The following is a 20042-nucleotide window of genomic DNA, read 5'->3' as shown; positions in this document are numbered from 1 at the left end:
CAATTTCCTCGGAACAGGTATCTAGAGGCTCTGCCTCCCTGGGATAATTCCTGGTAATGAGTAAACTCAAAAGTCAAAAATATTAAAAATGGTTCATTTTAACATCGGATTTCAACACTTCAACTCCTTCGCAGATATCACACTCTCCTTAGCTAAAGCCTTAGACAAAATGGGGATTCCTATTTCCGTCGAAGACTCAGAAGTTACACCTCGTATGCAGCGCATTTGCACGGCAGAAGAAAACAGTCTAATCGCCAAGTGGAGGAGTAACCATCCATCGGATTTGTTTCAAATAAAATGGTCTCATTACTGGAAACCCTATTTTTTAAAAGAACTCAATGGTCATCTGAATTTAGAATTTTTTGCCATCAACTATGAATTTGCCACCAACCATGATGAATTCGATTATTGGATGTACGATGCTGTCCACACTTCCTCTCACAAACTTGCTGTCAGCGAGTATTCTAAAAATGTTTTAATCCAAGCAGGATGTCCCGCCAATAATATCTCCGTCCTTCCTTTGGGATTCAATCCTTTAATCTCGGAACTTTATGCTAAAAAATCTCCCAAAAACCGACCCTATGTAACGTCTATTCTGCACATGACCAATTCTTTTGATTTCTCTAGATTTGGTACAGATATTGCCATAGAAGCTTTTTGTCAAGAATTTCAACATGAATCTAATGTTGAATTAATTATCAAAGACGGTGGCAAAAACCCTGACGTTATCGTAGAAATAATTAGGGATTTTCAACATAGATTTGGTAGGTTTAAACCAAAAATTGAAATATTACCTAAGTTTTTTGACAAACAAGAACTAGCGAATTTATACTTATCCGCCGATGCTTTTTTAGCTCCCTTTCGTGGCGAGGGTTTTGCCATCAAGATTTTGGATGCTTTTGCCGCGGGTTTGCCCGTGGCGATGCCTCTTTACGGCGGCCCGACCGAGTATGCTAATATTGATAACTGCTATCCGATTTCTTACGATCTAATTCCCGTAGGATTGTGTTATGATACTCATCATCTGAAAATTAGCAATTCTCCTCACTGGGCCGAACCAAATCTTCAGTCTGTTCGAGAGCAATTGCGGAACATTGTTGCAGATTCCAGACGTTTTCAGGTGGCTCAAAAAGCCAGAGAGACGGCGGATTTATTTACTTGGGAAGCGACGGGTAAAAAGTTGCTAAAATTAATGAGACAGTTGTTTTAGGAAGGAAAATTATGGCGCTGGAAAGTAAAAGATTTAGAGGAATGTTTGCACCGGGAGAAATTGTACAATTAAAACAGCCTTGTTTTACTCCTGGACGATTGTTTGAACCTGGTAAATATCAGGTTTCTGAATTGCCGGATGTCGCTTTTGATATGGGTTTGGTAGACCATTTACCCTCGGTCAAAGATAATAGTTCACAAACTGTAGATGTGGAAAAACAACCATAACGAGAATATAACCTTTCTCAGTAACATGAGGTACACCGGACTCGTAGGTAAGGGGTAATAGGTAATGCGTAATTGCCGGATTGGTAATTTGACAGTTGGTTAGCTACAGACGATTATTTTTGGTCTCCACTTCGCCTATTACCCATTACCGATTACCAAATAAGGGTGGTAGAAGAATTAAATTTCCCTTCTTGTTTATTCAACTATCTTGATCGATTTGTGCAATTAATTCATTCAAAACTTTACTAGCTTTGTCATTTTCAATTTGACAAGTTCCGGCATTCATGTGTCCGCCACCACCATATTTTAACATTAAATGTCCAATATTTACCTGAGAAGTTTTGTTAAAAATTGATTTGCCAACGGCGAAAACAGTATTTTGTTGCTTAAGTCCCCAAAGTGCGTGAATTGATATATTGCATTGGGGGAACAAAGCGTAAATTACAAAGCGATTTCCAGCATAAATAATCTCTTCGTTTCGCAAATCTAAAACAACTAAGTCATCATAAACTTTGGCACAACGCTCTAATTGTTGTTTGAACTTTTCTTCGTGCTCGAAGTAGAGTTCTACTCTTTCTTTGACATCAGCAAGTTCCAAGATTTCTTCGATTTTATGGTTTTTGCAGTAGTCAATCAATTCCATCATTAACTGGTAATTGGAAACTGTAAATTCCTTAAATCTGCCTAATCCAGTTCTCGCATCCATAATGAAGTTGAGCAATACCCATTTTTCGGGATGTAAAACTTCGGCTTGGGAAAATTGAGCGGAGTCGGATTTGTCAACAGCTTCCATCATTGCTTCGGAAATGTGGGGAAACTTGGCTGGACCTCCATAATATTTGTATAGTACCCTGGCTGCGGATGCTGCATAGGGGTCGATGATATGGTTTTTTTGGATTTTTTCGTGCCGGAGAGTTTCGCTGAAATGGTGGTCGAAAACTAGATGAGCACCTTCAACATAGGGTAAATTTGTGGTAATATCGTTGTTGGTTATTTCTATTTTTCCATCCTGCATATCTTTAGGATGAACGAATTTAATTTCTTCGATAATATCGAGTTCTTTGAGTAAAACGGCACAGACAAGACCGTCAAAATCGCTGCGGGTGACTAATCTGTATTTTTGAGTAGTGTTTGACATATGCTTTTGAGAAATTGAGGAACTGATTATCAGACAATATAACTTATTACTCGATCGCTTTCCACTATGAACGCTGACCCTTATGCTTGGATAGAGAAGGATTTAGACACTATTCACCGCGCCAATTGGTATCGATCGCCACAATCGATCGAAAGTTGTCCAGGCCCTAGGGTAAAATTAGCCGGGGACTGGCTAATTAACTTTGCTAGCAACGATTATCTGGGACTTGCGGGGGATGATAGGTTGATTCAAGCGGCGATGGCTGCAACTCAGGAATTTGGTACGGGTACGACTGGTTCGAGGCTAGTGGGGGGGCACCGCGATTTGCACCGACAGCTAGAACAGAGTATTGCTAATTTAAAACAAACTGAGGATGCTTTAGTCTTTAGTTCGGGATATTTGGCGAATTTAGGGGCGATCGCCTCCCTCGTCGGCAAACGGGATTTGATATTATCTGACAAGTACAACCATTCCAGCCTGAAAAATGGAGCCACACTCAGCCAAGCTCAGACTCTAGAATACGATCGCTGCAATGTTGAGGATGTCAGAGCTCTGCTTACTGAAAATCGCGATCGATACCGCAAGTGTTTGATTGTTACCGATAGCGTCTTCAGTATGGATGGAGACTTGTGCCCGTTACCGCAGTTGTTAGCGGTGGCCAAACAATTTAACTGTATGGTATTAGTAGACGAAGCTCATGCTACAGGAGTTTTGGGCGCTAGGGGCGCTGGTTGTGTGGAACATTTCGGGTGTACGGGAGAAACCTTGATTCAAGTGGGTACACTCAGCAAAGCTTTGGGAAGTTTGGGTGGCTATGTTGCAGGGGATGCTGCTGCGATTGATTTTCTGCGCAATCGAGCTCCGACTTGGATTTATACTACGGGATTGACACCAGCCGACACGGCTGCTGCTTTGGAAGCTGTGAAGATTGTACAGCAAGAACCCGATCGACGACGCAGGCTACAGCAAAATATCCAAAATTTCCGAGATGAGGCGATCGCCCATTACCAATTACCGATTACCAATTCACTCTCGCCCATTTTCAGTTTTCCCTTAAAGGATGCAGCCACAGCTTTAACCGCTAGTAGCAAACTGAAGGAGATGGGTATTTTTGCCCCCGCCATTCGCCCTCCGACTGTGAGTGTGAGTCGAATTCGGATTTCGCTGATGGCAACTCATGAGTTGGGACACCTTCAGCATTTGGCAAAGGCTTTGGCACAAATTTAAGGGAGAGGGGACAGACGGCTACCGATGCCCGATGTCCTCTGGTTTTTGATTGTCAAGATTTCGCTATTGACTTTCGCAGTCTATTATACAGTATTGTGGTCCCTCGGTCAATATTTATAAACTTTTTGTAAATTTAGATACTTTTTGCAATTTTGCGCTATATTAAAGGAGTAGCTGGTTACACCAAATTTAATATAAGGAACGTCCACCATGAACACAAATCGCCAAAACGTCAAAAAAACTGTTGAAACCCACCGAGCTAATATTCAGAAGCAACTGATGCACCGCATCGAAGTAGCGAAAGCCAGTGGCAATCAAGATTTGGTTCGGGTGCTGGAAGAAGAAATGAGACAGCTTTAAATCAGCGGACACAACAATTTGTTGTCTAGAATTTGTCTGTGCAGGTGAAATGATTGTGTGAGTTCTTGCCATCAATACCTGTGAAAGTTCACTCCTCTGTTATTCCGTAGAAAAAAACCCCGGTTGCTTCAAGCAACCGGGGTTTTTTATTAGTCAATCAGGATTAAGTAGAAGCAAGAAGTCATATCGTTTCCGGCTGCATCGGAATGATTTAACCGGACCTAGAACGCAGAGAACACAGAGGGAGATAAGAGAGATGAATACAGGACGATGTTACCGGATTTGATATCATATCAATTCCGGTTGTATCGTCAGGTGATTTAACCGCGAAGGCGCGTTCCCCGCAGGGGTTCCCGTAGGGTAGTACGCGAAGCAAGAGAAGAGAGTTGGTGGGGGGGGTAGGCACGGGGGCACTACCCCTACAAAGCCCTCTTTTTTTGGAGAATGAAACAGCCGGGCCCCCTAGGGGGGAAAGAAGAAGATCGAGCTGAAGAATGCTGATACAGCAAGCTTTTTAGCAACCGGGGTTTTTTATGAGTTATTCAGGATTATCTGCCTCCGACAACCACATTTTTAATCCGTAAATGGGGGCCACCGACACTGACTGGTAAGCCGCCCTGGCCGCCTTTACCACAACCGCCGTAGGCATAAACTGAGTCATTTCCGATCGCCTCAATGTCCTTGAGCGTCTGAAATACGTTACCACTTAAGGTGACATCACTCACAGGTTCTGCTAATTTGCCGTCGCGAATCATGTAACCTTGAGCCGCTGCAAAGGTAAACATTTCACCGTTGGTTTGTCCTCCCAGCATCCGCACTGCATAAACTCCTTCTGCGATGTCACCAATCATGTCATCAAAAGAATTTTCTCCAGATTCGATCGCCGTATTAGTCATGCGCACCAAGGGCATAAAACTAGCACTCAAAGCCCGCGCATTTCCCGTGGGACTTTCGCCCATTTTGCCGGCAGTTTCCCGATTGTGCATTCGAGTGGTTAACACCCCATTTTTAATTAAATGCTTGCACTGGGCGGGTACGCCTTCGTCGTCGTATTTCAATGTTCCCGGTAATCCTGGTAAGGTGGCATCATCGATGACATTCAATTGTTCGATGGCGACAGGTTTACCCAAGGTCAACAATTCCTGCATTTTGGGGTTTTCGTAAATGCCGTCTGCTTCCGATAAATGGCCGAAAGCTTCGTGAATAAATACCCCTGATAAATAAGGGTCTAAAATGACTGGATACTGGCCACCTTTGACTGATTTTGCTTCCAGTTGACTGACAGCTCGAACGGCAGCACTCTTAACACGATCTTCAATATTTGTCAAGACATTGTAGTCCGATCGCGAATGAATCGACTCAAACCCTTGGCGGACAATGCCGCCGTCACCACGGGCGATCGCGCCAAAACGTCCGGTGACATCCAATCGCTCTTGAGCGATGGAAGTGCCTTGGGAATTTACAAAATAAGTAATCCCAAATCGATCGCTATAACCGGCAATTGTAGTCTGAATCCGCGGGTCATAATCTAATAACAATTGGTTGTAAGATTCGAGCAATTGTCGCTTTTGGGCTAAAGTAATCGAGCGAGGATCGCCACCTAATTCCACCGCTACATAATCTTGAATCGGGGTGACATCTGCTAGTATAGTTTTTTCGCTACCTACTAAGCGAGACTGAATTACAGCTTCTTCGATACGGTCTTTTAATTCAGCCAAACCATTAAAAGTGACAAAACTCCAGCCACCTTTGTGACAGGCGCGGATACCACCAGCGAGGCTAAAACTGCGGTTGACAGCATCCAACTGAGGCCCACGAAAACTAATGGCTGTTGACTCGCTTTGTTCGAGGCGAACTTCTAGATAATCTACCCGATCGCGGTAGGGTGCGATCGCTTCCATCAATTGTTCCTGCATCTATTTGTCCCTAGGAGTGAGTCGCCTTAGCGTTGAAAGAGTTCCTAACTTTATTTTAATCCGCTGAATCGACTAAATGCCGATCGCCCCCAAGGGTAAATTGGGCGCTACGCATTTAAAGTGTGGGTTAGGGACGGAGTGGAAGAGGCGGAGAATGGGAGAATGGAAGTCAATTAGCGAGATCCGACTAAAATAAATCTATCTTAAGACTGAAAAAAATCATTAAATTAGACAGAAATGCGTGACTTGAGGATGAAAAATTGCCAAATTTCACCGTATTTAGCCGCAATTACGGCAGCAGTAGCAATTGTGGCCGGAGTTGGCATTTTAGATCGATCTCAACAGCAGCGGTTTTTGCTGGAAAACCGTGCGATTACTCTCAATCAACTCAGCACAATTCGTTCTAATCTCGAAGGTAAGTTGAACTCGCGGCTGTTTTTGATGCGCGGTTTGGTGGCGGATCTCTCCCAAAATCCAAACATCAGCGAAGAGGAGTTTGCAGCTACCGGGAGAATTCTGCTGGCAAACCAAACTGGCATTCGCAGTATAGGTTTAGTGAAAGGGACTACCATCACTTATATGTATCCGCGAGAAGGAAATGAATCGGCGATCGGCGTGGACTTGAGTGCCGTACCTCAGCAACGAAAAATGGTGGAAGAGGCGATCGCGACTCGCAAAACTGTACTGGCGGGCCCTGTGAAATTATTAGCGGGGAATGTCGGCTTTGTCAGTCGATCGCCCATTTTTCTGACACCACCGGGCGCCGCTCCAGAAAGCGGTGATTTTTGGGGGTTAACAGGGGTTCTCATCGACCAAGATACCCTCCTCCAAGAGGCAGGGATCAAAGACCCTTCTGCCCAGCTAGAATACGCTCTCCGAGGCAAAGACGGCCGGGGTGTGACTGGGGAAGTCTTTTTTGGCAACCCTGCAATTTTCCAGCAAGCACCCGTATTGCTGGAAGTGACATTGCCCAACGGTTCCTGGCAGTTAGCCGCCATTCCCCTGGGGGGATGGCCCCAGAATTCGCCGCAGCGGGGGTTGCTGCTTGCTGGTGGTGGCTTGCTGGCAGTTGTGAGCTCTGTGGTGGTCTTTAGTTTGGTGTATGGGTCTACAAAGTTGCGAGAAAGTGAAGCTAAATACAGGCAATTGGTAGAGAATGCCAATTGCATTATTGTGCAGTTAGACCGTGAGGGAAATGTTACTTTTTTGAACGAGTTTGCTGAAAGTTTTTTTGGGTATTCACAAGCCGAAATTATTGGCAAAAATGATTTCTGGAATCTGATATCGGAGACAACTTTGTCGAAAAATCAACTCCCTGCCATGATGCGGGAATTCCTGCTACACCGGAATCGATACTTTACAATTCAGGAGAATGAACAGATCCGCCGTCATGGAGAAAGAGTTTGGATCGCGTGGCGAAATCAAGCTTTGCGAGATCGGAAAGGCCGTTTGAGAGGGATGTTGTGTATTGGAACTGATATTAGCGATCGCAAAAAAACTGAAATCGCTCTCCAAGATTCTGAAGCAGAACTGCGAGCTTTATTTGCCGCCATGAACGATGTCATTTTTGTAATTGATATAGAGGGAAGATACCTCAAAATTGCGCCGACAAATCCCCGCCTTTTGTACAAACCACCGACGGAAGTTATCGGCAAAACTATCGGCGAGATTCTGCCACCAAAAATAGCAGATTTTTTACTAAATCAAATTAGACTTACTGCCGCAACCCAACAAACTAATTCACTCGAATACAGCTTACCTATTGGAGACAAAGACCTCTGGTTTGCTGCTACTATTTCACCCATGCAGTCAAACACATTTCTGTGCGTAGCCCGTGACATTACGGAGCGCAAGCAAGGTGAAAGTTGGTTGGCCGCCCAAAAACAAATATTAGAAATGATTGCTAAAAGTGCGCCTCTGGGCGATACTTTAAATGCCTTAGTGAAAATTATCGAGCAGCAATGTAAAGATGTGATGGGTTCGATCTTGATTCTAGCTCCAGATGGCAAACACCTGGTGAACGGAGCTGCACCGAGTTTACCTGAGAGTTACAATGCTGCTATTGAGGGCATGGCGATCGGTCCTAATGTCGGTTCCTGTGGCACTGCTATCTATCGGAAAGAGTCTGTGATTGTTACAGATATTGCCACCGATCCGTTGTGGGAAGATTATCGAGATTTTGCTTTAAGTTTTGGACTCAGAGCTTGTTCATCTACTCCTATTATATCATCTAACGACAAGCTTTTGGGAACCTTTGCCCTGTATTATACTGAGCCACATACACCCGAAAAGTTTGACTGGAAATTTATAGATTTTGTCAAGAATTTAGCAGGAATTGCCATCGAGCGCAAACAAGCAGAAGAGAGTCTTCAAAAATTGAATGAAGATTTAGAAAATAGAGTGTTACAGAGAACAGAAGCACTGCGCCAAAGTGACGCGCGAGAAAGAGAAAGAGCTCAACAACTAGAACAAGCACTGTTGGAATTGCGGTCTACTCAAAGTCAGTTAGTTCAAACGGAAAAAATGTCTTCTTTGGGTGAACTGGTGGCTGGAATTGCTCATGAAATTAATAATCCGGTTAACTTTATTCATGGCAACATTAAATATGTCGAGGATTATACGAAACAGTTAATTGAATTGGTCAATTTGTATGCCGAAGAATATCCAGAACCTAATCCTATAATCCTTGATAAGATTGAAGAAATGGATTTAGATTTTGTCTCAGAAGATTTAAACAAAATAGTGAGGTCGATGGAGGTAGGAACCAAACGCATCAGGCAAATTGTTTTGTCGCTCAGGAATTTCTCGCGACTGGACGAATCGGAAATGAAGCCGGTGGATCTTCATGGAGGAATTGACAGCACTTTGTTAATTTTGCAGCACCGATTGAAGGGGCTTAATGGCTGGCCGGAAATTAATGTAATTCATGAATTCAGCAACATACCACTGGTGGATTGTTATCCTAGCCAACTGAATCAGGTATTTATGAATATTATTGCTAATGCCATTGATGCGATCGAGGAACGGTATCAAAAGTTCTCTGTGGCGGCAGCGGAGGCAAATCCTGGCAGAATTGCGATCGCCACTCAGGTGATTGGTGAGAATATGGTAGCGGTGGAAATCTCCGACAATGGTACGGGAATGCCACAGACGACGATCGATCGCATTTTTAATCCGTTTTATACTACCAAAGAAGTTGGAAAAGGTACGGGCTTGGGAATGTCGATTTCTCACTCGATTGTGGTTCAGAAGCACAAAGGCAAAATAGAGTGTTTTTCAGAAATAGGACAGGGTACAACTTTTAGGATTTCAATTCCGATTAGTCTGGTACGGAATTGACCGCAAACAATAAGCGATTAAAATAGATTCAAGCTGCTGGCGAAGCGGTGCTGCATTGAACCATGATATTTTTAGGAAATTTGACATGATGGGATTGCTCCTAGAAGCGTTGCAGGCAATGGGACACAATGTCCGGTGGATGTCTTGGAATTTATTCTTAGCTTTGGTACCGTTAGCGCTGAGTTTTTGGCTGTTTCGCAAACCTCGATCGCGCTGGCTGATGTGGGGGACAAGTTTTTTGCTGGGGGCTACTCTTTTGCCCTCTATATCCCTGGTTTTGTTACATCTAAGGTACATTGTCCACGATTTGGGCAAAACTTACCTTTTGGGGGCGATCGCGATTACGCTGACACTGATGGCTGTAGATATCTGGGTACTGCGACAGCGCGGTGTGCGCTCTCTCCGCTGGTGGGGTGGTTTTTTGGCATTCATTGCCTTTTTGCCCAATGCGCCCTATGTTTTAACTGATATCATCCATTTGATCGACCAGATTAAACAGGGACACTCGGTGTGGGTGGTGACTCTAGCTTTGATTCCCCAATATTTGGTGTTTATGATCGCAGGGGTTCAGGCTTACGTGCTGTCGGTGATGAGTTTTGGTTACTATTTGAGCCAACAGGGTTGGGGCAAATTTGTCCTAGTAGCTGAGTTAACTATACACGCACTTTCGGCGATCGGCATTTATTTAGGGCGATTTATCCGGTTCAACAGTTGGGATATCATTACTAATCCCGATGCGTTAGTTAATACTGTGATGAACGATTTGATGGGGAAACGTCCGGTTTTATTAATTGCTGCGACTTTTTTAGTAATTGCCAGTTTGTATTGGGTGATGAAGCAAATTACTTTGGGAATTAGCCAGCGATTTTACCCGCATCAATCCCAGTCAGAGTTTTCCGGTGCCACCGGTAATTCTTCCGAACCCATCGATGTGAGATTTTAAATAGAAGATTTGACATGGGTTCGGACCTAGACCCCCGACTAATTCTGGCCAGTCGGGGTGCTAACACAAGGTGACACAATATAATAATATGTATATATTTTAGCATTGGCGAGATTCCTACCTTGACTACTCAGATTCCTCAGAACTTTGTGCAAACGATCGCCAAGGAGCGCGGTGTCACAGATGCCGAGTTAGAAACTGTGTTTATGGCTCTCGATGGTCAAACTACCTCCGCGATCGCCACCAAGCTTGGCATTAGCGACATCGCAGTTCGCAAAAGACTAGGCGAGGTTTACAAAAAGTTTCAAATTAGCGGAAATGGTCCAGGAAAATTGTCAGAATTGAGGCATCAGTTACTGTTGTCATACAATCAGGAAATCGGTTTGAGGGATTTTAGTCCGACAGGTAAAGGAAGCCTATCAAAAATGGCGATCGCACACCGACAACAAGATTGGGGCGAAGCACCGGATGTTACGGTTTTTTACGGACGGACTCAAGAATTAAACACTTTAAAGCAATGGATTGTCTCAGATAATTGTCGGCTGGTGGCGTTGTTAGGCTTGGCTGGTAGCGGTAAAACAACTCTGTCAGTAAAATTAGTCTCACAGATCCAAAATGAGTTTGATTTTGTGGTTTGGCGCTCTTGGCGATCGCACCCGACTCCCCAACTGTTTCTAACCAACTTAATTCAATTTTTTTCCAACCACCAAACAAGCGATTTACCACCCGACGACATCAACGGTCAAATTTCCCTGCTAGTTGATTATTTGCGCCAGCACCGATCTCTGCTGATTTTCGACGATTTTGAAGCCGTGCTGAAGCCGGAAGAACTAGCAGGAAATTACCGTCCCGGTTGGGAGGAATATCGAGATTTAATTGTGCGGATTTCAGAGGTTAATCACCGTAGCTGTTTGCTGGTAATTAGTGCAGAAGAACCAACAGAAATCGCTTTGTTAGCTGGGGAAAAAGTACGCTCTTTCAAACCAGAGATTTCCCAGGAAATTGCCCAGAATATTTTTCAAGAAAAAGGTTTATCTGCTCAAAATAGTGAGTGGAAAATTTTGCTAGAGCGCTACGGAGGAAATTTATTAGCATTTAAGATTGTAGCCACAACGATTCAGGATTTTTTCGAGGGGAATGTTGGTAGTTTTTTGGAAGCAACGGCATTATTCATTGAAGAACATATCAGCAATCTACTCGCCCAGCAGTTAGAGCGAATGTCTAATGCTGAAACTGAAATTACCTATTGGCTGACTATTGCGGAAACTCCGGTTTCCCTCGGCACTTTGCGACAGGAAATTTTGGCTAAGTATTCTTTTTCTGATTTAGTGAAAAATCTCGATTCTTTGAGCCGCCGCTCCTTGATTGAGAAAATCCATCAGGGTACAGAAACAGTGTTTATACTTCAGCCTTTGATGATGAAATATGTTGCCGATAGGTTAGTAGAAAAGCTTAAATATGAGATTTTGGAGACGATTAAAACGCAAAAAATCGAAAATATGCGGTTGTTGAAAGATTATGATTTTAGCATAAATTTTGCTAAAAAAGTAGGCAAATACGATGCCAGCAGTTATATTTTAAAAATGGTAAAAAATCGGTTGCAAGTTTTGTGTCAGAAAACTAAAGGAGATGAAGAACTTTTAAATATCCTGAACAAACTTGCATATTTGCTGGCAGAGAAATCGACTTTTGAAGTGGGATATGCTAGAGAAAATATTGCGCTTATTATGGCACAAACTGAGTCTTAAAACCTAGATACCAGACTCGATGAAGCAGTCTGGTATCTCACACTCACAGAGTTGGATTATTTGACAATACCCAAAACTGAGGCTGATTCAGAACCAGTAATTTTACCCAAAGCAGGAGCTGTTTGAGCCTGGGCAATTTTGGGAACCAAAAGTTGATTCGCATAAATCCGAGGATTTTCTTGAGCGATTTGGATGTAAGATTCCCTGACTTCTGCATTCACTGCTACAGTCTTGGCATCATAAACTTGCATCGCCATATTGGGATAGAAACCAATGCCAACAATCGGGATTAAAAAGCAAAAGGCGATCGCCACTTCGCGAGGTTGAGCATCGATAAATACTGCATCCGCAGGCAAAACGCAACTATTACCAAAACAAACCGCTTCATCCAGATTATTTCTCTGATTTTGCAAATCTAAATCGTCAATGTCACAAGCCGGTGCCGCTCCCGAATTATAGAAGAGCTGGCGCAGCATCGAGAGCAAATAAATCGGTGTCAAAATCAGTCCTACCGCCGCCAGGAAGACAATCACAGCCCGGAAAGAATCGCTGTAGATATCGCTAGTTGCCACACCGACAAATACCGAAAGTTCGCTCGCAAAACCACTCATACCGGGAAGTGCCAAAGAAGCCATAGCGCCTGCGGTAAACAACGCAAACACTTTGGGCATGACTTTACCAATCTCGCCCATTTCATCCATGATCATGGTATGGGTGCGATCGTAGGTTACGCCGGCCAGAAAGAACAATACTGAGGCGATTAAACCATGGGAAATCATTTGCAACAGAGCACCATTGATTCCCAAGTCATTGAAAGAAGCAATACCCAGGAGTACAAATCCCATGTGAGAAATAGAGGAATTCGCTAGGCGGCGCTTCATGTTGGTTTGGCCGAAGGAATTGAGTGCTCCGTAGATAATGTTAACTACGCCAAGCACGGCCATAATCGGTGCAAAGTAAACGTGAGCTTTAGGAAGGAGTTCCAAATTCAGACGAATCAGGCCATATCCGCCCATTTTTAACAGCACACCGGCCAGAATCATGGACACGGGAGAAGATGCTTCGCCGTGGGCATCAGGTAGCCAAGTGTGGAAGGGGAAAATCGCCAGTTTCACGCCGAAGGCAATCAACAATCCCGCATAAAGCAGTAATTCTAAACCGAGGGGGTAGTCTTTCAAGCCTAGTTCTACCATATCGAAGGTGATATTGCCTCCGCCGTAGAATGCCATTGCTAAAGCAGCTACCAGAATGAAAATTGAAGCGCCAGCGGTATAAATCAAGAATTTGGTGGCTGCGTAGCGACGGTTTTGTCCGCCCCAAATCGAGATTAGCAGGTAAACCGGAATTAGTTCTAGTTCCCAGACAATGAACAGTAGCATGATGTCTTGGGCAACGAATACTCCTATCTGTGCCGAGTACATCACCAGCATCAGGAAGTAGAAAAGTCGGGGTTTGCGATCGACATCCCAGGCTGCAAAAATTGAGAGAGTCGTCACCAGTCCAGCCAACAGTACCAAGGGCACTGACAATCCGTCAACAGAAACAGACCAGTTGAGGCCCAGAGAAGGTATCCAGGGGTATTGCTCTACGATTTGGAAAGTAGAGATTGTGGGATCGTAATGAGTCCAAAACACCCAGCACATGAGTACAAAGTCTGCCAAACCCACGCCCAGGGCGTACCACCGAATTGTTTTTCCCTCTGTATCGGGCAAAAAAGGGATGGCGACGGAAGCTAGGAGGGGTAAGAGGACTATCGCGGTCAGCCAAGGAAATTGATCCGCTATCATAATGAGAATAAATACTTACTGGAAGATAAGTAATATTATAAAACAAAAATTAATAAAAATTTAAGAATTATTGATTATTTTTTTTTATAAGACCCATGGGGGCTGTCATATCACTAATAGCGACAAAAGTCAAGTATAAACTCCCCACGCGCATTGAGGCGCGGGGATTCTTAGTTGTAGTTTAGGGACTTGGGGGTGAAAATTTGATATCAGCCCAAGACAATTGCCTGCTTTGGTTGGTGGTGCTTTCGAGTTGTTCTTTCAGTTTGGCAACATTAACGGTATCTTCTGTGGCAGAAATATTGCTTTGGGCGATCGCATCTTTGACTAGCTGAATATTGAGAGTCGGATTTGCTTTGACAGCTTCTACAGCGTTTTTCAGATTCCGTTGATAGTGAGCGTTACCAATGGCTTCTTCTTTAGAGCGCGAACTGGTTTCAAAGCATTTGTCCAAATCGCCATAAATCCCAGTACGCCTGGATTTGGTGTAATATTGGCGTTCTGTATCTAGGAGTTTTGCCATTAATTCCAGGTGCATTTTGTCCTCGCACATTTCTTCGAGCACAGTCCATTCGTCGCTACCGAGGAGTTTTCTTTCGGCGGCGGGGCGGCTGTCTTCAAAGGGTTGACCCGTGACTTGTTCGTAAATGCGGGGTAAAGAGTCATCGAATTCGTGTTTTTCTTCCAGCCAAATGCGGCGGATTTCACTAAGTTCTTCCGGGGTAATTAGGGTGATGTCGCGCATTTCTACAGGTGCGGTTTGGCGTATTTGAGTTTGTGCTTCCAAGACTCGTCTGAGCCAGTGTTCCCGCCAGAATTTGGTATAGGGGCCGGGGATGGGTTCGACGGAGGTTGTATCGTCGCCCATGTTGCGCTCAAACAATTCTACTCTACCGTAGATGCGTCGGAAGTCTCTTTTTGGGCGATCGTCTTTTATATCTAATTCGTTGCGAATATCCAGCAGAGGCTGCATCCATTCTTTTTCTTGATCGTTTTGAATCATTGCCTCCATAGATTTGTCTTGATTTACCATTGTACAAACCCAGCAACCAAAGCGAGAACTGCCACAGCTAGGAGTGGAAGTATCGACAACTAAAGGACATTCATTGTCTGCTGTCGCACCGCGATACATACTAAATAAATCTTTATTGTTGTTGCCCCAAGGGTTTTCCCACTGCATCAAGTAAAGCCAAACTTCATCAGTTCGCCAGTCTTCAATAGGACTATAAATTAGAGAGTTAGGCAGACTAGGACTATGATAAAGCATAGATTTAATTGAACTAGAATTATCGTTGAGACGGTCACTCAGTGGACCTATTTCATGTTTCTCCATTGAAACAGCACGTTTAATACTTTCAGCTTTGCGAGTACCTAATATAAGAATCACTTCTCCATTGATTCTCACCACATCACGAACAAACCGATTAGAAGGAAGGATTTTCAGGCGTTCAGTACACCAGCGAAATCCATGTCTCGGTGATGGGTAGCCTTTTCCCATCAAGTTAACCCAGAAAGTATCTTTGATATCTGGATAAAGCAAATGAGGTTCTATGGGAATCTGCTGTGCTTTAGCAGCAGACTTCATCTGCTCTAATGACTTGCGTACCCAAGCAGACACTATTGGATTCTCTACCAGTGTATCTGTGGTAATTACATATATTTTTTTTGTTCTTTGTTCTTGTGGCAATGCTGCGATCGCATACCAAACAAGTTGCAAAACTGATGTGCTATCTTTGCCTCCACTCCACCCAATAACAAAAGGTATATTTTCCGAGCAATAAATATATTGAATTTCTTTAGTTAGCTTTTCTATATCTTTTACTAACTCAGGAAGGGTGCGGTTTGGGAGCGGTGGAAATAGTTGCATTTGCTGTGTTTCTGTCATTTTATTACCTCTATTAATTAAGCTCTAAATACATTCACTCGATGCCAGTGCAGTGATTCAAGTCTTGGTAGATATCTTTCAGAAGTTGGCAACAGAATAGTTTCACTCTGAAAATCTTTCATGGGTTTAGCATTCGGAGATTCCTCTTCTAAGTCACTAGCTACGATAATTTTGTAATCATCATCTATCGCAAACCAGCCCTGGTCAAAAGCCCAATGATGATTTTTACATAATGATATACCGTTATTAATTTGGTTATCATAAAACTGTGAAAATGGCTTAATATGTGAGCCATCTACAATGTTTTGATTGAGTGTTCTTCTTACTTTTAATCGGCAAAATGCACATTTATAATCATATATATGCACCACTGCTTTCCTAAAAAAAGCATTTCTGACAGCCGATTTTCTTAAATAGAACCTAGGTTCTCTGTCTAAATCATCTGCTTCCTCTAATATTTCTCTTTCTTCCTCTGCAACATTTATAAAATTTTGATTTACTTCCAAAATTTCTTCGATAGCCTTCCTGTTAGATGAAAACCAGACAGCTACCAGTGTATCTATTAATTCTGCTCTAGAATTTGGTTCCGCCAGTATATTAAATAATTCACTATCCAGATTTGCATATTCTACCGCTTCTCTTAACTTGTTTATTGTTTTAGGTTTTGGCCCATCAAATGCGGGCTGGTATGTTATGTGCCAAAAACCGTCTCTTCTCAGATGAATAAATGGATAATACAAACCACCCTTGTAAGACTCCGAACCTAAAACATTCCAATAGTTATTAAATGTTTTAATCAAATTATCGGACACATAAATTTTATTTTCATTAATTATGCCTTGAGCGATTAGGTCAATTATTGACAAAAGTAATATTGGCTTATAGTGAGCCTCACCCCGTTCCCGTGTACTGTGCACATTAAGGTTGGCAAAACATTTACAATAATAAGCTAAATTTTTATTGACTGACTCCTGTGCTGTAGTCATTTCCTCCTCCTCTGAATAAATACAATGAAACCTGACATCTTACACTATTTTTAACACAAATTTAAAAACAGCACTGCTCAAACATGAAGCAAAAACCTCACACCTCAGTGGGTATCAACAAACTCAACTTAATTTTTCCATTTAAACCCCAGATAATCAGATAACTATCCACCTTGATTGTGGCACGGGCGTCCCGCCCGTGATCCCTCAGCGGTTCCCAAACCCAACCGATTTTTCAAATAATCAGTCATCCAACCCACACTAGCCCTCGACTTAGAAATCCCCCCTCTCAACAAAATCCCACCTTCCCAATCAGGATTAGAAATCGACCAATCAACATCGCGCAAAAGGGCCAAACGTTCCTCCCAACTCTCAGGAAAAACCGATCGCAAACTCGCGCCAACTTCCCCCAAACTCTCCAGCACCACACTACGACAATGCACAAAATCCCGCCGTATTTCCCCCGCTGCAACTTGCTTGTGCAAAACCAACTGCCAATCGGGAATAAAACTGCTAACCGCATTCCAATAACTAACCGCTAGTTGTATTTTTTGAACAAACTCTGCCTCTTTTTCCTGTTTTGTGGCGCGGTAACGAGAGGGTTTTGCCTGTTGGCTGGCCTCAATATTAGACAGCAAAGCCATGATAGCACGATCGATCGCACTCAGGGTAAATAATTTGGGCGATCGCCCATTCAAAATCCCCCTCTCCATCTCCGTCAAACAGCGGAAAACTTCAACCTGCTTCACCACCGCCTTCACCAACCGCGCGCGATCGTCCCGATGATTGTAAAGCAAACTCAGCGACGCTTCCAAAGGCACCTGAAAACTATTCAAATCAGCAAACCTTTCCTGTGACTTCTCCAATCCAATATCCATAAACAAAATCAGCGCCACCGTCTCATATCCCAACTGCGGATTTTGCTGCAAAGCCATTTCAAAAGCCGCCCTGCGATGCTGTCCATCATTAATCGTAAACTTAGCATCCATCGGCACCCGCAAGCAGCCTATTTTCCGTTCTTGTCCCTCATTTCCCACCGCTTCAAACGTAATATCCGCATCAATCGAAGCGGCGATCGCCCCGCAAGTATAACTTGTCGAATTCCTCACCAAATAATCAGCTATTTCGGGAATCCGACTTTGATTCAGGGTACGACTAGCCCGCATTTCCGGCGGCAAATCTTCAGATTCAAAGGGGAACAATTTCGGCAAAAAACGCACCGGGCACATCGAAACATAATATTCGCGGCCCCCTTGAATTCCCCGGATCACCGGCAAAATGTATTCAAAAGAAAGAGTAGACATAATTTAGAATGGGGTATCGGACAGAAAAATTCAGAATTAATACTTATTGACTTTAATTTATTTTTGTGATATATGCTGACCCTCGCTCCAGATAATTTAAGTATTTCACAATATTTTTTTAAAAACAACCATTGACACAAAAATTTAAACGTGATAGTTTTTGAAAAAATACCATATTTATATAAAAACCGCCGATGAACACTAACCCAGCGGATGACCTCGCTAATAAGATATTAGAAAAAGAAAATAGCGATCGCCAAGAAATCGCACTGTTATTAGATAATTACCTAGGAAAAGACGATCGCATTTTTGTCCAAAAAACCCAGATGGGAAACAGCGAAGCCTACATCGGTTCAGTCAGCCTAGAATGGTTAGACTCCCGCGTGCGTTTCGCATCCCAAATGCCACTTTTCCGCCACAAATTCGACCTCCAAACTAACAACATCCTCCGCGACGACGAAACCATCGATGAAATCATCCAGCGCCCCCTAGATTGGTCCCGCCAAGCCGCCCTCACTCAATATCTAGCCGCCCGCAAATCCCACAAATTTCCCGCAGTTTTAGTAGTAATCAGTCCCCCGTGGGTAGACAATCCTCTAGCTGATGAATGGGATAAAAATAAAGTCGCAACTAAATCGGCTGCGGAATTCGTATCCTTTGATAAAAACCAAAATTTAGGGCTGTTGAATGTTTCTCAAAAAATTTCAATTTTTGCCTTAGACGGCCAGCATCGGTTGATGGGAGTTCAAGGTTTGATGACTTTAATTAAAACCGGAATCCTGCAAAGATATAACAAAAACAAAAAACCAGTCGGCGCTGCAATTACCCTCGAAGATTTAGCCGAAGAATATCAACTAGACCCCGAAAAAGTCTGCGATTTAGCCCAGGAAAAAATCGGCATTGAGTTTATTCCCGCCGTGGTGGCTGGGGAAACGCGACAGCAAGCACAACGGCGAGTGCGATCGATCTTCGTGCACGTTAATTTAATGGCGGTGACGCTGAGTCAGGGTCAATTAGCCTTATTAAATGAGGACAATGGATTTGCAATCTGCGCCCGCAAAATTGCCGTCACCCATCCGTTATTAAAAGAACAAGATAGCAGAAACCCCCGCGTCAATTGGGACAGCGCCACCGTCGCAGCCAAATCAACTGTGTTAACCACATTGCAAGCCCTGCAAGATATGTCGGAACGGTATTTAGAATACAAATTCCCCCATTGGAAGCCGGAAAAAAAAGGTTTAATTCCCATGCGGCCAGAAGATGAGGAACTGAAGGAGGGGATTGAAGAATTTAAGAAACTGTTCGACCATTTAGCAACTTTGCCCAGCTATCAAAGAATTGAAAGCGACGAAGAAACAGCAGAATTGCGCCGATTTAGTTTTGAAAAGCCAGGGGGCGAGGGCAATATTTTGTTTCGTCCCGTCGGTCAAATTGCCTTAGCTAATGCTTTAGGAATTCTCACTTTTAGAAAGAAACTTTCTCTGAAATCAACTTTCGATAAACTCCGCAGGTATGATGTGGATGAAGGATTCAGCCATATGGACAATCCTGAGTCTGCATGGTACGGGATTTTGTACGATCCGAATAAAAAGCGAGTGTTGGTTTCTGGGAAGGATTTAGCGGCGAAGTTAATGGTATATTTGGTAGCGGGAATTAAGGACGATATGGATCGAGCTCATTTGCGGCAAGCAGTTGCCCAAGCGAGAACTTTTGAGGGTAAAGCTATTAGTTTTAGTGGCAAATTTGTGCGGCCGCAAGAGGTGGGATTGCCACCGGTGCTGAGTTAATTTTTTATCTTGAATAGGTCGATGGCTTCCGATCTTAGGAAAGCGATCGATTATTCATTGGGTGGGGGCGGGTTTATAGAGATTGTTTGGTTGAGTTAGATATTGTTGGTAAAACCCGCCCTTACAAGATTTACCAATTTGTGGGTGGGGGCGGGTTTATAGAGATTGTTTGGTTGAGTTAGATA

General features: G+C 43.4%; 14 protein-coding genes. 8 read left to right on the top strand and 6 right to left on the bottom strand.

Translation table 11 applies throughout. The features are described 5' to 3' along the window. Positions 1-88: 88 nt before the first annotated feature. Together AAFP14_RS05460 and AAFP14_RS05455 are read left to right on the top strand one after the other, a co-directional pair. Complete coding sequence (locus tag AAFP14_RS05460) at positions 89-1210, top strand: glycosyltransferase family 4 protein (protein ID WP_341731285.1); 1122 nt, start codon at positions 89-91, stop codon at positions 1208-1210. An 11-nt stretch (positions 1211-1221) separates the two neighbouring features. Then, positions 1222-1437 carry a hypothetical protein gene (locus tag AAFP14_RS05455; protein WP_341731284.1) on the top strand — a complete coding sequence of 72 codons (216 nt, stop codon included), beginning with the start codon at positions 1222-1224 and terminating at the stop codon, positions 1435-1437. A 199-nt stretch (positions 1438-1636) separates the two neighbouring features. On the opposite strand, the gene AAFP14_RS05450 is transcribed toward AAFP14_RS05455, so the two are convergent. Beyond that, positions 1637-2575 (bottom strand): exopolyphosphatase, encoded by a 939-nt coding sequence (locus tag AAFP14_RS05450; RefSeq protein WP_341731283.1) that lies wholly within the window; start codon positions 2573-2575, stop codon positions 1637-1639. A 66-nt stretch (positions 2576-2641) separates the two neighbouring features. Here AAFP14_RS05450 and bioF point away from each other — a divergent pair, with 66 nt between their 5' ends. Then, positions 2642-3802 (top strand): 8-amino-7-oxononanoate synthase, encoded by a 1161-nt coding sequence (gene bioF / locus AAFP14_RS05445; protein WP_341731282.1) that lies wholly within the window; start codon positions 2642-2644, stop codon positions 3800-3802. 210 nt (positions 3803-4012) lie between these two features. After that, positions 4013-4162 (top strand): arginine synthesis PII-interacting regulator PirA, encoded by a 150-nt coding sequence (pirA, locus tag AAFP14_RS05440; protein ID WP_341731281.1) that lies wholly within the window; start codon positions 4013-4015, stop codon positions 4160-4162. 548 nt (positions 4163-4710) lie between these two features. Here the strand turns inward: pirA and AAFP14_RS05435 are convergent. Next, on the bottom strand, positions 4711-6078 hold the full coding sequence (locus AAFP14_RS05435; protein WP_341731280.1) for a TldD/PmbA family protein: 1368 nt from the start codon (positions 6076-6078) through the stop codon (positions 4711-4713). 252 nt (positions 6079-6330) lie between these two features. Between AAFP14_RS05435 and AAFP14_RS05430 the strand changes: the two genes are divergently transcribed. The 3 genes from AAFP14_RS05430 (at position 6331) to AAFP14_RS05420 (ending at position 12108) form a co-directional block, all read left to right on the top strand. Beyond that, positions 6331-9417, top strand: a complete 3087-nt coding sequence (locus AAFP14_RS05430; protein WP_341731279.1) for a PAS domain S-box protein — start codon at positions 6331-6333, stop codon at positions 9415-9417. Between the two features lie 85 nt (positions 9418-9502). Continuing rightward, positions 9503-10360, top strand: coding sequence for a DUF1361 domain-containing protein (locus AAFP14_RS05425; protein ID WP_341731278.1), 858 nt, complete (start codon positions 9503-9505; stop codon positions 10358-10360). Between the two features lie 122 nt (positions 10361-10482). Continuing rightward, the gene (locus tag AAFP14_RS05420) at positions 10483-12108 is read left to right on the top strand and encodes an NB-ARC domain-containing protein (protein WP_341731277.1); all 1626 of its coding nucleotides are present in this window, start codon (positions 10483-10485) and stop codon (positions 12106-12108) included. Between the two features lie 56 nt (positions 12109-12164). On the opposite strand, the gene AAFP14_RS05415 is transcribed toward AAFP14_RS05420, so the two are convergent. From AAFP14_RS05415 to dndB, 4 genes are all read right to left on the bottom strand, one after another. Continuing rightward, positions 12165-13895, bottom strand: coding sequence for an NAD(P)H-quinone oxidoreductase subunit 4 (locus AAFP14_RS05415; RefSeq protein WP_341731276.1), 1731 nt, complete (start codon positions 13893-13895; stop codon positions 12165-12167). 181 nt (positions 13896-14076) lie between these two features. Then, the gene (dndC, locus tag AAFP14_RS05410) at positions 14077-15780 is read right to left on the bottom strand and encodes a DNA phosphorothioation system sulfurtransferase DndC (protein WP_341731275.1); all 1704 of its coding nucleotides are present in this window, start codon (positions 15778-15780) and stop codon (positions 14077-14079) included. A 17-nt stretch (positions 15781-15797) separates the two neighbouring features. Further along, positions 15798-16766, bottom strand: a complete 969-nt coding sequence (locus AAFP14_RS05405) for an HNH endonuclease (RefSeq protein WP_341731274.1) — start codon at positions 16764-16766, stop codon at positions 15798-15800. A gap of 164 nt (positions 16767-16930) precedes the next feature. Continuing rightward, a complete protein-coding gene (gene dndB / locus AAFP14_RS05400) occupies positions 16931-18070 on the bottom strand; it encodes a DNA sulfur modification protein DndB (RefSeq protein ID WP_341731273.1) in 1140 nt (379 codons plus the stop codon). Positions 18071-18264: 194 nt separating this feature from the next. On the opposite strand from dndB, the gene AAFP14_RS05395 reads away from it, so the two are divergent. Next, positions 18265-19857 (top strand): DGQHR domain-containing protein, encoded by a 1593-nt coding sequence (locus tag AAFP14_RS05395; protein WP_341731272.1) that lies wholly within the window; start codon positions 18265-18267, stop codon positions 19855-19857. Positions 19858-20042: the final 185 nt, after the last annotated feature.

Origin of the sequence: Microcoleus sp. EPA2, from assembly GCA_020882975.1 — a bacterium.
Taxonomy (GTDB): Bacteria; Cyanobacteriota; Cyanobacteriia; order Cyanobacteriales; family Microcoleaceae; genus Microcoleus.
The sequence above is the reverse complement of the archived record's forward strand: the minus strand, read 5'-3'. Positions and strand labels throughout refer to the sequence as shown.

Excerpts from the sequence above, each read along its gene's own strand:
- AAFP14_RS05460 (WP_341731285.1), top strand. The coding sequence starts at position 89 with ATGGTTCATTTTAACATCGGATTTCAACACTTCAACTCCTTCGCAGAT.
- AAFP14_RS05455 (WP_341731284.1), top strand. The coding sequence starts at position 1,222 with ATGGCGCTGGAAAGTAAAAGATTTAGAGGAATGTTTGCACCGGGAGAA.
- AAFP14_RS05450 (WP_341731283.1), bottom strand. The coding sequence starts at position 2,575 with ATGTCAAACACTACTCAAAAATACAGATTAGTCACCCGCAGCGATTTT.
- bioF (WP_341731282.1), top strand. The coding sequence starts at position 2,642 with ATGAACGCTGACCCTTATGCTTGGATAGAGAAGGATTTAGACACTATT.
- pirA (WP_341731281.1), top strand. The coding sequence starts at position 4,013 with ATGAACACAAATCGCCAAAACGTCAAAAAAACTGTTGAAACCCACCGA.
- AAFP14_RS05435 (WP_341731280.1), bottom strand. The coding sequence starts at position 6,078 with ATGCAGGAACAATTGATGGAAGCGATCGCACCCTACCGCGATCGGGTA.
- AAFP14_RS05430 (WP_341731279.1), top strand. The coding sequence starts at position 6,331 with ATGAAAAATTGCCAAATTTCACCGTATTTAGCCGCAATTACGGCAGCA.
- AAFP14_RS05425 (WP_341731278.1), top strand. The coding sequence starts at position 9,503 with ATGATGGGATTGCTCCTAGAAGCGTTGCAGGCAATGGGACACAATGTC.
- AAFP14_RS05415 (WP_341731276.1), bottom strand. The coding sequence starts at position 13,895 with ATGATAGCGGATCAATTTCCTTGGCTGACCGCGATAGTCCTCTTACCC.
- dndC (WP_341731275.1), bottom strand. The coding sequence starts at position 15,780 with ATGACAGAAACACAGCAAATGCAACTATTTCCACCGCTCCCAAACCGC.
- AAFP14_RS05405 (WP_341731274.1), bottom strand. The coding sequence starts at position 16,766 with ATGACTACAGCACAGGAGTCAGTCAATAAAAATTTAGCTTATTATTGT.
- dndB (WP_341731273.1), bottom strand. The coding sequence starts at position 18,070 with ATGTCTACTCTTTCTTTTGAATACATTTTGCCGGTGATCCGGGGAATT.
- AAFP14_RS05395 (WP_341731272.1), top strand. The coding sequence starts at position 18,265 with ATGAACACTAACCCAGCGGATGACCTCGCTAATAAGATATTAGAAAAA.